Source organism: Rhizobium sp. SRI_017 (assembly GCF_057586295.1).
In genome coordinates, this window is the sequence record NZ_JBYCZP010000021.1 from 22,490 (window position 1) to 35,724 (window position 13,235).

Annotated in this window: 14 protein-coding genes; 9 read left to right on the forward strand and 5 right to left on the reverse strand. The window is 61.4% G+C overall.

The features are described from left to right. Positions 1–3 precede the first annotated feature (3 nt). The 6 genes from AC2YI2_RS30225 (at position 4) to AC2YI2_RS30250 (ending at position 5,745) form a co-directional block, all read left to right on the forward strand. Positions 4–717 (forward strand): ABC transporter permease, encoded by a 714-nt coding sequence (locus tag AC2YI2_RS30225; RefSeq protein ID WP_487390249.1) that lies wholly within the window; start codon positions 4–6, stop codon positions 715–717. Further along, positions 714–1,406 (forward strand): ABC transporter permease, encoded by a 693-nt coding sequence (locus AC2YI2_RS30230; protein ID WP_487390250.1) that lies wholly within the window; start codon positions 714–716, stop codon positions 1,404–1,406. Before AC2YI2_RS30225 ends, AC2YI2_RS30230 begins: the two co-directional genes overlap by 4 nt. Positions 1,407–1,450: 44 nt before the next feature. Continuing rightward, positions 1,451–3,043, forward strand: a complete 1,593-nt coding sequence (gene ggt / locus AC2YI2_RS30235) for a gamma-glutamyltransferase (RefSeq protein ID WP_487390251.1) — start codon at positions 1,451–1,453, stop codon at positions 3,041–3,043. 51 nt (positions 3,044–3,094) lie between these two features. Next, a complete protein-coding gene (locus AC2YI2_RS30240; RefSeq protein ID WP_487390252.1) occupies positions 3,095–3,679 on the forward strand; it encodes a cysteine hydrolase family protein in 585 nt (194 codons plus the stop codon). A 68-nt stretch (positions 3,680–3,747) separates the two neighbouring features. Continuing rightward, complete coding sequence (locus AC2YI2_RS30245; RefSeq protein WP_487390253.1) at positions 3,748–4,689, forward strand: aldo/keto reductase; 942 nt, start codon at positions 3,748–3,750, stop codon at positions 4,687–4,689. A gap of 63 nt (positions 4,690–4,752) precedes the next feature. Continuing rightward, on the forward strand, positions 4,753–5,745 hold the full coding sequence (locus AC2YI2_RS30250; protein ID WP_487390254.1) for a bile acid:sodium symporter family protein: 993 nt from the start codon (positions 4,753–4,755) through the stop codon (positions 5,743–5,745). Positions 5,746–5,773: 28 nt separating this feature from the next. Here the strand turns inward: AC2YI2_RS30250 and AC2YI2_RS30255 are convergent, their stop codons facing one another. The 5 genes from AC2YI2_RS30255 to AC2YI2_RS30275 are packed head-to-tail and all read right to left on the reverse strand — an operon-like array spanning position 5,774 to position 10,234. Then, the gene (locus tag AC2YI2_RS30255) at positions 5,774–6,424 is read right to left on the reverse strand and encodes a GntR family transcriptional regulator (protein WP_487390255.1); all 651 of its coding nucleotides are present in this window, start codon (positions 6,422–6,424) and stop codon (positions 5,774–5,776) included. 5 nt (positions 6,425–6,429) lie between these two features. After that, the gene (locus tag AC2YI2_RS30260; protein ID WP_487390256.1) at positions 6,430–7,464 is read right to left on the reverse strand and encodes an extracellular solute-binding protein; all 1,035 of its coding nucleotides are present in this window, start codon (positions 7,462–7,464) and stop codon (positions 6,430–6,432) included. Between the two features lie 19 nt (positions 7,465–7,483). Then, positions 7,484–8,287, reverse strand: coding sequence for an ABC transporter permease (locus AC2YI2_RS30265; RefSeq protein ID WP_487390257.1), 804 nt, complete (start codon positions 8,285–8,287; stop codon positions 7,484–7,486). Then, complete coding sequence (locus AC2YI2_RS30270) at positions 8,280–9,173, reverse strand: ABC transporter permease (RefSeq protein WP_487390258.1); 894 nt, start codon at positions 9,171–9,173, stop codon at positions 8,280–8,282. Before AC2YI2_RS30270 ends, AC2YI2_RS30265 begins: the two co-directional genes overlap by 8 nt. Beyond that, entirely contained in the window at positions 9,170–10,234 is a 1,065-nt protein-coding gene (locus tag AC2YI2_RS30275) for an ABC transporter ATP-binding protein (RefSeq protein ID WP_487390259.1), read from the reverse strand. Before AC2YI2_RS30275 ends, AC2YI2_RS30270 begins: the two co-directional genes overlap by 4 nt. Positions 10,235–10,333: 99 nt before the next feature. Here AC2YI2_RS30275 and AC2YI2_RS30280 point away from each other — a divergent pair, with 99 nt between their 5' ends. Genes AC2YI2_RS30280 through AC2YI2_RS30290 form a run of 3 tightly spaced genes read left to right on the forward strand, consistent with a single transcriptional unit; the run spans position 10,334 to position 13,145 of the window. Further along, positions 10,334–11,020, forward strand: a complete 687-nt coding sequence (locus AC2YI2_RS30280) for a TetR/AcrR family transcriptional regulator (RefSeq protein WP_487390260.1) — start codon at positions 10,334–10,336, stop codon at positions 11,018–11,020. Further along, positions 11,021–12,670: an amidohydrolase gene (locus AC2YI2_RS30285; RefSeq protein WP_487390261.1), complete on the forward strand. Its 1,650-nt coding sequence runs from the start codon at positions 11,021–11,023 to the stop codon at positions 12,668–12,670. Next, entirely contained in the window at positions 12,660–13,145 is a 486-nt protein-coding gene (locus tag AC2YI2_RS30290) for a DUF3237 family protein (protein ID WP_487390262.1), read from the forward strand. Before AC2YI2_RS30285 ends, AC2YI2_RS30290 begins: the two co-directional genes overlap by 11 nt. Positions 13,146–13,235: the final 90 nt, after the last annotated feature.

Genomic DNA, 13,235 nt, shown 5'->3' on the forward strand with positions numbered 1-13,235 from the left:
CAAATGATGGATATCTTGCATCTTCTCGCATTCGGCAAGGGTGGCTGGGGCGCAGCACTGTTGCTTGCATCCGGCGTTACGCTTTCGCTGTCCGTCTTCGGCTTTCTTATGGGCGCGGCGTTCGGCGCGGTGGCGGCGGGCGGACGACTTTCCTCGCGCCGTGTCCCGTCCTGGCTGGCCAATGCCTATAGCACGGTGTTCCGGGGCGTGCCTGATCTCCTGACGATCTATCTGCTCTATTACGGCGGCAGCATCGCGCTCACGCAACTCGGCAAGTTCTTCGGAAGTTCGGGCTTCATCGGGCTTCCGGCCTTTGCGACAGGCGTCCTAGCGATCGCGATAATATCGGGCGCCTATCAGGCCGAAGTCTATCGCGGCGCCTACTTCGCCGTCGACCGGGGCCAGTTCGATGCGTGCAAGGCACTTGGCCTGTCCCGCTTTCAATCGCTGCGCCTGGTCATCGTGCCGCAATTGATGCGTCATGCCCTTCCGGGGCTCGGGAACGTTTGGCAATTGGTGCTCAAGGATTCGGCACTGATTTCCGTGATCGGCCTCGTCGAACTGATGCGGCAAGCCCAGATCGGTGCCGGATCAACGCGGGAGCCGTTCGTCTTTTATATAGCCGCGGCCGCGCTTTACTTCGTGATCGCAGGTGTGACTGGTCTGGTCTTCCGCCATGGCGAGGCCAGAGCGTGGCGAGGCATGGTCCACGCATGATCGACCTCACCTTCTTTCTCGAAATCATCCCCACCCTGTTGTCCGGCTTGCCATTGACCTTGCAGCTCGCGGCCTCGTCGATCAGCATCGGCTTCGTCATGGCCCTGCTGCTTGCGCTGGCCCAGCAGGGAAATCATCGGGCTGTGGTTTGGCCTATCCGTGCTTTTGTCGCAGTCTTCCGCGGCACGCCTTTGCTCGTGCAGATATTCCTTATCTATTACGGCCTCGGCCAGTTCCGCCCGTCTCTACAGACGATCGGGCTCTGGTGGCTGTTCCGCGAGCCCTACTGGTGCGCCATCATCGCACTCAGCCTCAACACCGCAGCCTATGGCAGCGAGATCCTGCGCGGGGCGATACAGGGTGTGCCACGCGGCCTGGTCGAAGCCGCTACTGCCTCCGGCATGTCACGGTACCTCACGTTGCGGCTCGTCGTCCTGCCTCTGGCCCTGCGCCAGGCGATCCCGAGCTACAGCAACGAGATCATCCTGATGGTCAAGGGTACGTCTCTCGCATCTATCATCACGCTCGTGGAGGTCACCGGCATCGCCCAGGGGCTCATTTCGCAAACCTACCGGGCTGTCGAGGTCTTCGTGGCCGCAGGCGCCATCTACCTCACGCTCAATTTTATGATCATCTCAGCGCTGAATGCGCTTGAGACATGGCTCACACCCTATCGAGCACGCGCCTGAGGCGTGCAGGGCCTTGCAGCCAAATGACGAGGAGAACAAACCGAATGCGCAACTTCGAGATTCCAACCCGATCCGTCGCCGTGTCACGCCACGCGATGGCCGCGACATCGCATCCTTCCGCGACCCTTGTCGCGTTGCAGATTGTCGAGGCCGGCGGCAATGCCATGGATGCGGCGATCGCCGCCTGTGCCGTGCAGTGCGTCGTTGAACCGGGTTCGACAGGCATCGGCGGCGATTGTTTCGCGCTCTATGCTCCGAACGGCTCCGACAACGTCATTGCCTATAACGGTTCCGGACGGACTCCTGCTGCCTTGACCGCCGGCTGGTTCGAGGAACGAGGACTGATCGAAGTGCCCCGCCGGTCGCCCGCGGCCGTCACAATTCCCGGGGCGATCGATGCCTGGACGCGTCTGCATGCCGACCACGGTCGGCTTGCTTTCGCAGCAGTGCTTGCGCCCGCGATTCGGTTTGCGGAGGAAGGTTACGCGATCTCGCCGCGCGTTCATCACGATTGGTCATTGGAGGAAGCGGTACTCGCGGCGGATCCAACGGCAGCACGGATCTTCCTTCCCACCGGGCGGGCACCGAAAATCGGCGAGGTCCACCGACAGCCGGAACTTGCGCAAACTCTCAAACGCATCGCCGCCGAGGGGCGGAGCGGCTTCTACGACGGACCCGTTGCCGAGGACATGGTCTCCTATCTGCGCTCGCTCGGCGGGCTCCATACGATGGAAGACGTCGCGGACGCCTGCGGCGAATATGTGACGCCGGTGACGACGGATTTTCGCGGATACACGATCCATGAATGCCCGCCGAACGGCCAGGGCATTATCGCCCTCCTGATCCTCAACATCCTCAGCCGTTTCGAAGCAAAGGGCGATCCACAATCTCCCGACCGGCTGCATATCGAGATCGAAGCCACGCGTCTCGCCTATGCCGCGCGCGACGCCTGGCTTGCCGATCCGGACAAGGCGGACGTGCCAGTGGACGAACTGCTGTCGGACGCGCTGGCCGACCGGCTGGCGGCGATGATCGACCTGCGCCACGCGCTGACCGACCTGCCGTCTTTCGACATGCCGCTTCATCGCGACACCGTTTACATTTCCGTGGTCGATCGCGACCGGAATGCCGTGAGTTTCATCAACTCGATCTTCGACAGCTTCGGTACCGGCCTCGTCGCTCCGCGTTCCGGCGTCATCCTGCACAATCGTGGCCAGAGTTTCTCGCTCAAGCCGGGTCATCCCAACCGGATCGGTCCATCCAAGCGGCCGCTTCACACCATCATCCCGGGCATGGTAACGCGAAATGGCAGAGTAGAGATGCCATTCGGCGTCATGGGCGGACACTATCAGGCTCTCGGCCACGCTCACCTGATCTCCAAGATCGTCGATTACGGCATGGATCTGCAGGAAGCGATCGATCTCCCCCGCTTCATGCCGACGTCCGTTGGGACCAGGGTGGAGGCCGAGCATACGCTTGCCGGTTCGACCCGCACCGAGCTTGAGCGGCGGGGCTTCATCTTCTCTCCAGCACAAGATCCAATCGGTGGAGCCCAAGCGATCCGCATCGACTGGGAGAACGGCACTTTAACAGGTGCTTCCGAACCGCGGAAAGACGGCGTTGCGCTCGGAGTCTGAAGGCGCGGCATCAAGAATTCAATTGCCCCAGACTACTAAGGAGAGAATGAGATGGCGCGCGCAATCCTCGTGATCGACGTACAGAAAGTCTATACCGACCCGGCTTCGCCCTTGCATTGCGTTGGCAATGCCGAAGCGATTGCCAACATCAATGCGATCGTTTCGGCGGCGGAAGACGCCGGTGATCTCGTGGTTCATGTCCGGCATGTCCATGGCGCCGATGGCTTCGACGCCGGCCGCATGTTCGATTTCAGCGGCGAGTCCGGCGAGCTCGGATTTGTCGAGGGCACAGAGGAGGTCGAAGACGACCCAAGGCTCAAGATCCCGGCCAGCGCTTTGACGATCAGCAAGCAGCGCTATTCCTGCTTCATCGGCACGGGCCTGGACAGGGTGCTGCGGGGACGGTCGGTGGACCGGATCGTGGTGACCGGCTTCATGACCAATTTCTGCTGCGAGTCCACGGCGAGACACGGTCATGATCTCGACTACTTCGTTGACTTTCCTGTCGATGCCACCGGCTGCCCCGATCTGTCAGAAACCGCGACACAGGATGTGATCAAGGCGGGGGCGGCTGCAACACTGTCCGCCGGCTTCGCAAGAGTGATGACAACAGCAGAATGGCTCGCCGGCTCCTGAGCTTGACCGATGAGCGGGAAGGCCACCTTCCAGCCCATTTCACACTTCGAATGGACGACAGGAATACAATGATCAAACGCAAACTCGGCCAATCCGGCCTTTCAATTGCTCCCCTGGTATTGGGTGGCAATGTCTTCGGTTGGAACGTCGATGAGGATACAGGATTTCGTGTCCTCGATGCCTTTGTCGACCATGGCTTCAACGCGATCGACACGGCTGACGTCTATTCCAATTGGGCGCCTGGCAACTCAGGCGGTGAATCCGAAGCCATGATCGGCCGCTGGCTCAAGGCGCGGGCGGGCATGCGCGATCGGGTGGTGATCTTCACGAAGGTTGGCTCCGACATGGGCGGACCCGGCCAGAAGGGATTATCGCGGCGGTGGATCCTTGAAGCTGCCGAGAATTCCCTCCGCAGGCTCGGAACCGATGTCATCGATCTCTATTTCGCGCATGTGCCGGATCCCAAGACGCCCCAGGAAGAGACGCTTTCGGCCTTCGGCACGCTGCTTCAGGCCGGGAAAATCCGATCGATCGGCGCATCAAATTTCGATGCGGACCAACTGCGGGAGGCTTTGGCCTTGTCCCATAGCGGATTGCCCCGCTACATGGTCGTGCAGCCAGAATACAATCTTCATGACCGTTCTGGCTTTGAAGGGCCGCTGCAGGACCTTTGCGTGCAGGAAGACATCGGCGCGGTCACCTATTTCAGCCTGGCCTCGGGCTTTCTCAGCGGAAAGTATCGCAGCGAGTCGGATCTTTCGAAATCGGTCCGCGGGGAGGATGTCGAGAAATATCTCACACCACGCGGCTTCGCCCTTCTGAACGCTCTTCAGGCGGTTGCGGACACGTATGGCGCAAGTCTCAGCGAGGTTGCGCTGGCCTGGCTCATGGCCCAGCCAGCGGTGGCCGCACCGATTGCCTCGGCAACGAAGGTTGAGCACGTCAGCGGCTTTGCCCGGGCCGCCGGTCTGCAACTGACCGCCGAGGATCTTGCGCAACTCGCCACCTGATGATCTGGGTCGCGACCGGCGACAATCATGTCCAATCGAAACGCCTGAGGTTCGGCCACCATGATGCTGAAGAATTTTGAGGCCGGGTTGAAGCGCGTCGGCCTGGATCGTTACCTGATGATCCTGTTCCTGACCGTGGTGCTCGCCGCCTTCCTTCCCGCACGCGGGCAGTTTGCCACGGTCCTATCTTCTGTGACCTTCTGGGCCGTGGCGCTGCTGTTCTTTCTCTACGGCGCCAAGCTGTCACTGGCCGCAACTTTGGCCGGCCTCACCAACTGGAAACTCCAACTCGGTTGCCTCCTGTGCACCTACGCTCTGTTTCCGGTGCTTGCGCTTGGGCTGTTCGGCCTTTCGCAAGCCTGGTTTCCGGTGGCGATCGGCATCGGCTTTCTCTATCTCGGCTGCCTGCCCTCGACGGTGCAAAGCTCGATCGCCTTCACCTCGGTGGCGGGCGGCAATATCGCCGGCGCAATCTGCGCGGCATCGTTGTCGAACATTATCGGCGTGGTGCTCTGCCCGCTTCTGCTTGCGGTGATCCTGCAGGCCAGCAACGGCGCAGGCGATCCGCTGGCGGCAATCTGGAAGATCGCCCAGCAGATCCTCCTGCCGTTTGTGCTCGGGCAGATCGTTCGACCCTGGCTCTCCGGCATTCTCAACCGCCACAAACAGGCGACCATGCTGGTCGATCGTGGCTCGATCCTGCTGATTGTCTATTCGGCCTTTTCGGCAGGCGTCGTTGCCGGGATCTGGCATCTGCTGTCGTGGGCGCATATTGGCCTGGTGATCGCGACCTGCGTCACTCTTCTCGGCGTGGCGATGGCCATCGTGGAAGGCAGCGGGCGCGCATCAGGCATGGTACGGGAAGACCGACTGGCTCTGCTGTTCTGCGGCTCGACCAAGAGCCTGGCAACAGGATTGCCGATGGCCGGCATCCTGTTCGACCGTGCCGAAGTCGCGCTCATCATCCTGCCGTTGATGCTCTACCACCTGATCCAGCTGACCGTGCTGGCGGTGCTGTCCCAACGCAGCGCGTCGGCCGTGGTCGCGGCGGAATGATCGCCGGGTTGCACGCGCGGCAGGCGTATCAGCGTTGTTGGCCGGCGACCGACGTTGCAACCTCGCGCAGGCGCTGGCGGCCGACATGGCCGGACCCGTCCTGGACATCGGCGGCGATTGCCTCCTTCAGCGCAACGGCATCCTTTCGCCTGATCGCCTCGATGGCCTCGACATGCCGGTCCACCTGGTAGCTCTGATGGAGATGGGCGACCGCCTCACGCATGATCGGTCCCATCCTGAGCCAGACGGATTCGATCAGCGGCAGCAGCACGAAGGACGGCCTGACCTCGTACATGCAGCGATGGAACGCGAAATTGCGCTCGATGCCGAGTTCGATGTCGCCGGCCTGGTAGGCCTCGTCGATCATGTTGTCGAGGGCCACAAGACGGTCGATGCGGAGGAAATCGATGAAGTGCATGGCCCGTTCGGCGGCCACAGTCTCGAGAGCGATCCGGGTGGCGATCAGTTCGTCGAACCGGTCCGCTCCGATATCAGGCACGCGGACGCGCCTGTTGTCGAGATATTCAAGAGCTCCGTCTGCGATCAACTGGTCGAGCGCGCCGCGCACCGGCATAGTGCTGACGCCAAGGCTTTCCGACAGGCCCGAAATCGTCACCGGCAGTCCCGGCGGGAAGCGGCCGCTCATGAAGGCCCGGCTGACAGATGTCAGCCGGACCATTTTGGTTACTTGGTCAGGTCGGTCCAGATACGGGTATAGATCTGCTGGACATCCGCTGGGCAGGTTACCAGAAAGTGGGCGGCCGTCTTGAACTCGGGCGGAATGTTCATCTCTGGCGCGTTGGGCAGTTCCTTGTCCATGAACTTCTCGGATCCGAGGATCGCATTGCCATAGCGCGTATAGTTGGAGATCAGTGCGGCATTTTCCGGAGCCATGATGAAATCCAGGAACAGCTTTGCATTGTCGACATTCTTGGCATCGGCCAGAATGGCGACATTATCCTGCCAGAGCGAGAAGCCTTCCTTCGGATAGCCATAGGCAAAGCCGGGATTTTCGGCCCGGATGCGCATGGTGGCACCATTCCAGAATACCGAGGCGTTCAGGTCTTCCTTGATGAATTTCTCGAAGCTCGCATAGTCGATCGAGGCCCAGTACGGTTTTGCCGCCATCAGCTTGTCGCGCGCCGCCTTGAGGATTGCCTTGTCGGTGGTGCAGGGCTGGCCGCCGACATAGCCGATCGCCATGTCGATGACTTCATTCATCGACGGCACGACATTGATCTTGCCCTTGAGCTCGTCGGGCGGGTCGAAAATGACGGCCGAGGTATTGATGTCTCCCTTGTAGACCTTGGTGTTGACCATCACGCCGGTGGTGCCCCACACCCAGGGAACCGTGTAATGACGACCGGCGTCCCAGGACACGTCGACCCATTCGGAATTGACGTTCTTGAAGTTCGACATCTGGGATGGCTCGCTTTTCAACAGCAAGCCCTTCTCGATGTAGATCGGTACCACATAGGCCGAAGGCACGACGATGTCGAAGCCGTGGCCGCCGGCCTCGATCTTGGCCATCGCGGCTTCGTTGGAGTCATATTCGGTGAGCGTGACCTTCACATCATAGGCTGCCTCGAATTTCTTTATCAGGTCCGGCGGGGTGTAGAGGCCGAAATTGAAGATGTTGAGTTGGCCGGCGGCAAGTGCCGGCAACGCAGTGGCCATAAGCATGGCCGTGGTGAATGTCAGGCGGGATGCGTATTTCATGGCTTTCTCCTCTGAAAGTTTAGTTTTTCTTTCGTGTTGCCACCCATGACCCCGCCACGATCAACACGCTGATCAGAAGTAGAAGCGAGGAAATGGCGTAGATTTCTGACGTGAGATTGCGCCGAAGCTCTCCCATCAGGTATGTCGGCAGCGTTTCCTGGCCGGGAGACTTCAGGAAATCGCTGATGACAAGGTCATCGAGTGATACGACGAAGGCCAGCATGAAGCCGGCCATGATGCCTGGCGCCAGCAGCGGCAGCGTTACCCGCCGGAATGTGTAGAAGCGGGTCGCGTAGAGGTCGGCCGCCGCGGTCTCCAGGCTCAGGTCCATGCCTTCCAGTCGGGCGCGGATAGGCAGGTAGGCAAAGGGAATGCAGAAGGTGGTATGGGCGGCGATCAGGAATCCGAGCCCGGTATAGCCTGTCACTTGCTTGATCTGGCCGATGATGATCAGGAGCGCGATCGCGAGCACGATTTCCGGTACCATCAGCGGCTGGTTCAGGATGATGTGGATTGTGCCTTCGCCCCGGAAGCCGGCCGTGCGGGTGGTGGCAATCGCCGCCATCGTGGCCATCAGCGTCGCAAGCACCGAAGCGGAGGTCGCAAGGATCAGCGAGTTGATCGCCGCATCCAGAAAGGCCTCGTTTTGGAGCGCGGCACCATACCAATTGAGCGACAGGCCTTCCCAGTTGCCGATCACCTTGCCGGAATTAAAGGAATAGGCGACCAGGATCACCATCGGGATATAGAGAATGACGAAGCATGTTACCGCCAGCAGTGCCGCGCCGGGAAGCCGTTTGACGTTGAAGCCGCGCTCAGCCATGGTTGCGCTCCGTCCGACCCGACGTGAGCCGCGTGTACCAGATGAGGGCCACCAGCACGAGAATGGTGAGTGTGATCGCAAGGGCTGCGCCGAGTGGCCAGTTGCGGCCCTGGCCGAACTGCATGTCGATGAGATTGCCCAGCATCATCGACTTGCCGCCGCCCATGATGCGGGGCGTGACATAGGCCCCCAGCGCCGGCACGAAGACCAGGATCGAGCCGGCAATGATACCCGGCCGCACCAGCGGCAGGATGACCCGCCGCAGGCAGTAGAGGCGCGAAGCGTAGAGGTCGTAGCTCGCCTCCGCCAGCCGGAAGTCGAACTTCTCGATCGCCGCATAGACCGGCAGCACCATCAGCGGCAGGAAGACATAGGCCATGCCCAGCAGCACCGCGAAATTGGTGAACATCATTTGCAGCGGCTCTTCGATGATGCCGAGCGCCAGAAGCGCGCGGTTGAAGACGCCCTCCGAGCGGATCATCTCCTGCACGGCAATGGTCCGGACCAGCAGGTTGGTCCAGAAGGGAATGGTGATCAGGAACAGCCAGAAGCCCCGCTGCGTGGCCGGTCGGGTGGCGATGAACCAGGCGGTCGGCAGACCAAAGATCAGGGTCAGCACGGTGGTGGCCAGTGACAGGCCGATCGAGCGCAGCAGGATCGTCAGATGCGCATCCGACACCGCGACAGTGTCGTCGAAGATGTCACGCTCGAAAAGGACCGAAAACCAGCCGTCCGAGGAGAAGATCCATTTGACATTCCCAAAATCGCCCGGCGTCAGGAATGAGTAGAACAGGACTACGCCGAGCGGCAGGATCGAAAACAGCATGATGGCCACAACTGCCGGCGTCGCCAGGACCCAGCGGCGGGAGGTTTCGGACAGGATCATGCGAGAGCCTCCTCTTCCGCCGTAATCCGCAGCGCCTCGGCAGGCAACGCCACGCCGATAGTCTCGCCTTCGGCAAAAGTGCGGCCGCCATGCAGCGCGTTCTGCACGCGCGCCACCAGCGCGGTGCCGTCAAGCAGCCGGAGATGCACATGGGTGTCGGTGCCGAAGAAGACCATCTGCGTCACAGTCGCGGTCAGGTTCAGCGCATCCGGCAGGCTGGTCGCCAGAGCCACATGCTCGGGGCGGATCATCAGCGTGAACGCGCCGTCCGGTGCTCCGGCAAGGGGCACCTTGGCGGGGCCGACATTGACCAGGCCGTCGGCGGCCTGTGCGGACAGGAAATTCGATTCTCCGATGAAGCCGGCGACAAAGTGGTTGGCAGGACGGTCATAAAGTTCGCGGGGGCTCGCGATCTGCTGGACACGGCCGCCGTTCATGACCGCGATGCGGTCCGACATTGTCAGCGCTTCCTCCTGGTCATGCGTCACGAAAATGAAGGTGAGGCCGGTCTCGCGCTGCAGCCGCTTCAACTCGATCTGCATTTCCTTGCGCAGCTTCATGTCGAGCGCTGACAGCGGCTCGTCGAGAAGCAGGATGCGGGGCTTGGCGACAAGTGCCCGGGCGAGGGCGACACGCTGCTGCTGGCCGCCGGACAATTCGGAACTCTTGCGGTCCTTGAGATACACGAGCTGGACCAGCTTCAACATCTCGTCCACCGCTGGCACCACTTCCTCGCGGCGCCTGCCCTGGGCCTCCAGCGCAAACGCCACGTTCTGGCCGACGGTCATGTGCGGGAACAGCGCGTAGTTCTGGAACACCGTGTTGACCGGCCGCTTGTTGGGCGGCATTCGGGCGATGTCCATGCCATCCAGAACGAGTGCGCCGCCGCTCGGGGCGCTGAAGCCTGCGATTAATCGAAGAAGTGTGGTCTTGCCGCACCCTGAGGGACCGAGAAGCGTGAAAAACTCGCCCTCCGCGATCGAAAAGCTCACCTCGTGAAGCGCGGTGACTACACCTTTGCCATGGCCGAAGCGCTTGGATATTTCACGGATATCTAACATCGGCCCTCTTGCCCCAAAGGTCTGCACTATGACTATTGACAAAATAATTTTAGTCAATCAAATTTTTGATAACAACAAATATTTGATTGTGAAAAGCTGATGGCTGATCTATCCAGGGGCATGACACAGGCAGAACCGGGACTGCGCAGCCGCAAGAAGGCCAAGAGGCGCGACGAGATCATCGCCGCGGCTAGGACGCTGTTCGCCCAACAGGGAATCGATGCGACGACGATTGCTGACATCGCTGCCGCCGCAGGCATCTCTTCGCCCACAGTGTTCAACTACTTTGGCTCTAAAGACGGCGTCCTGATCGCACTGATCAGCGAAGGAACCGCCGAGGCGCGGGAGCGCGACCGGCACCTGCTTTGGCGGGATGAAACGGATCTAGGAACGCTCATCGTAGACCTGTTTCTCAGGGTATCGAGCCGCACCCTTGAGATCGCGGACAAGAGGGTCTGGCGCTACGCGGAATCCGCACCCATCCGCCATCCCGAGACGGAACTGGCGTTGCAGTACTGGAGCGTTTCGCAAGCACTGATCGATGTCGTGGCCGATTTTTTCACAAGCCTCGATCTAAATCTGCGCGCGGGCACGGCATTTTCACCAGATTTTGTCGCGCGGCTGTTTCACGACGTCTGGATGCCCTGCTTCATCCACCTCATCACCGACGAGGCACAGAGCCTTGAGCAGCACGAAACCATACTGAGGGCGCGCATCCTGCCGCTCGTCCACATGCTGTTTGACGACAGCAGCATAAAAACTCCTATTCGCAAAAGGACCGCGTGAATGACCGCCTCGCTGATCTTCCTCAACGCCCGTGTCCTGACGATGGATGCGGACATGCCGCACGCGCGGGCACTGGCCGTCGCCGGCAATCACATTGTGGCGGTCGGCGATGAAGACAGCGTGCGGGCGCATACCGGTCCCGATACCCGCATCGTCGATGCCGCTGGCGCCACGCTGATGCCGGGTTTCGTCGAAAGCCACCTTCACATCTTCGCCGGCGCCTATGGCCAGACCCTGTTGCAGCTCGGCGAGGTCAGGGGCTATGACGCCATGAAGGCCGCTGTTGAAGCCTTTGCTGCGGCCCGTCCGGCCGAGGGCCTGCTGTTCGCGCAAGGGGCGGATTACGAAATCCTGGGTCGTGGCACGCGTCTCGACCGCCATCAACTCGATGCGATGTGTCCTGATCGGCCGTTGGCCGTCATGGCGTATGATTTCCATACGCTTTTCGCCAACACCTTAGCCCTGGAGGCCGCTGGCCTCCTCAAGGGACGTGATCTCCCGGTTGGCAACGAGGTCGTGATGGGGCCTGACGGCCTTGCCACCGGCGAACTGCGCGAAAAGTTTGCTCTGCTTCCGGTGCTTGATCTGCGCACCTCGGGTGGCCGCGAGATGCTGGGAATGTCGGGGATCGAGCCGCCTGAAACGCCTACTGCGGCCGAATGGCGCGAGGACATGGATATCCTCAAGGCCGGCATGCGGTTTGTCGCTTCCAAAGGCATTACTTCAATCCACAATATGGACGGCAACCGCCACCTTCTGGAGCTGCTTCAAGCCGTCGAGAACGAAGGGGGTCTGCTTGCCCGCACGTCCGTGCCGTTCCATCTGACAAGGGAAATGGCGCTGTCAGAGCTCGACCGGGCCTCGGCCATGACCCGTGATTTTGCCAGCGACATGCTGACATGCGGCCGGGTGAAGATCTTTGTCGACGGCGTCATCGAAAGCGGCACGGCAGCCATGCTGGCAGATTATGCCGACCGTCCCGGCCTCAAGGGCGAACCGATTTTCGACGCGGAGAGTTTTGCCGATGCGGCCGTCGAGATCGATCGACGCGGCATGCAAATCACGGTCCATGCAATCGGGGATGCTGCCGTGCGGATTGCGCTTGATGGCTATCAGGCAGGGCGCGCCGCCAATGGCGACCGCGACAGCCGCCATCGCATCGAGCACATCGAGATGATCGATCCAGCCGATGTCCCGCGCTTTGCCGAACTGGGGGTGATTGCCTCGTTTCAGCCGCTGCACGCGCCTGTGGGCGAGACCCCGACGAGCCGCAGCATCGGCGCCGATCGCGCGCGCCATGCCTATGCCTGGCGGACGCTGGCCGAAGCCGGCGCGACAGTTGCATTCTCCTCGGACTGGCCAATCGTGCCGATTGATCCTCTGCTTGGCATCCAGACGGCTTTGACACGCGAGCCGCATCTCGAGGGCCTACCGGATCAACGGCTCGGATTGCCGCAGGTGCTGGCAGCCTTCACCTGCAACGGGGCTTATGCCGGCCATATGGACGACAGGACGGGTACGCTGCGCCCCGGAATGCGGGCGGACCTCGTCCTGCTCTCCGGCGATATCGAGGCGACGCCACCCGACGAGATCGCGGCACTGGGCATCAGGCTTACAGTATGCGACGGACGGATCACCCATGAAGCCTGAGAATGACATGTTCGACATGATGACCCTGGGTGCGGACGAAACGCTCGGTCCGCCGAAGCTCTGCAAGGCTTGCGTGATCCGCGCCGACATTGGGCCGGCCCTTGAATTTGCCACGACCCAAGGCACCACGCGCGCCATGTTTCCCATTGTCGGCGGCGAAGCGCGGGGCGATGGCTGGACGGCCCGCATCCTGCCAGGCGGAGCGGATTTCGCGCTCTGCCTTCCCGACGGCTCATATCTGATCGAGGCGCGCTATTGTCTCGAACTTGATGACGGCACGCCGGTGTTCGTTACGAATGCCGGCAAGATGGTGCGGCAGCCGGACGGCAGTTACAAGGGTCGTACCCGCGCGACGCTCGAGGTGCCAGCTGGAGCGCACCGCGCGCTGGGAGACGCAGTCTACTTCGGAACCGCCCTTGCCATCGCCGGTGATGCCGACCGTATCTTCATCGAACTGTGGGAAGCGCCGATCTGATCGACAGGCAAAGGTCCGCCGGTTGGCGTGGCTGAAGGCGGCGTCAGCCATGCGGTTCTCGAGAGGCTTCAGGGCGCATCGAGAGCGACC

Bases quoted from the DNA above. Each gene is read 5' to 3' on its own strand.
- AC2YI2_RS30290 (WP_487390262.1), top strand. From the start codon at position 12,660: ATGAAGCCTGAGAATGACATGTTCGACATGATGACCCTGGGTGCGGAC.
- AC2YI2_RS30255 (WP_487390255.1), bottom strand. From the start codon at position 6,424: ATGGTCCGGCTGACATCTGTCAGCCGGGCCTTCATGAGCGGCCGCTTC.
- AC2YI2_RS30265 (WP_487390257.1), bottom strand. From the start codon at position 8,287: ATGGCTGAGCGCGGCTTCAACGTCAAACGGCTTCCCGGCGCGGCACTG.
- ggt (WP_487390251.1), top strand. From the start codon at position 1,451: ATGCGCAACTTCGAGATTCCAACCCGATCCGTCGCCGTGTCACGCCAC.
- AC2YI2_RS30225 (WP_487390249.1), top strand. From the start codon at position 4: ATGATGGATATCTTGCATCTTCTCGCATTCGGCAAGGGTGGCTGGGGC.
- AC2YI2_RS30260 (WP_487390256.1), bottom strand. From the start codon at position 7,464: ATGAAATACGCATCCCGCCTGACATTCACCACGGCCATGCTTATGGCC.
- AC2YI2_RS30240 (WP_487390252.1), top strand. From the start codon at position 3,095: ATGGCGCGCGCAATCCTCGTGATCGACGTACAGAAAGTCTATACCGAC.
- AC2YI2_RS30230 (WP_487390250.1), top strand. From the start codon at position 714: ATGATCGACCTCACCTTCTTTCTCGAAATCATCCCCACCCTGTTGTCC.
- AC2YI2_RS30245 (WP_487390253.1), top strand. From the start codon at position 3,748: ATGATCAAACGCAAACTCGGCCAATCCGGCCTTTCAATTGCTCCCCTG.
- AC2YI2_RS30285 (WP_487390261.1), top strand. From the start codon at position 11,021: ATGACCGCCTCGCTGATCTTCCTCAACGCCCGTGTCCTGACGATGGAT.
- AC2YI2_RS30270 (WP_487390258.1), bottom strand. From the start codon at position 9,173: ATGATCCTGTCCGAAACCTCCCGCCGCTGGGTCCTGGCGACGCCGGCA.
- AC2YI2_RS30250 (WP_487390254.1), top strand. From the start codon at position 4,753: ATGCTGAAGAATTTTGAGGCCGGGTTGAAGCGCGTCGGCCTGGATCGT.
- AC2YI2_RS30275 (WP_487390259.1), bottom strand. From the start codon at position 10,234: ATGTTAGATATCCGTGAAATATCCAAGCGCTTCGGCCATGGCAAAGGT.
- AC2YI2_RS30280 (WP_487390260.1), top strand. From the start codon at position 10,334: ATGGCTGATCTATCCAGGGGCATGACACAGGCAGAACCGGGACTGCGC.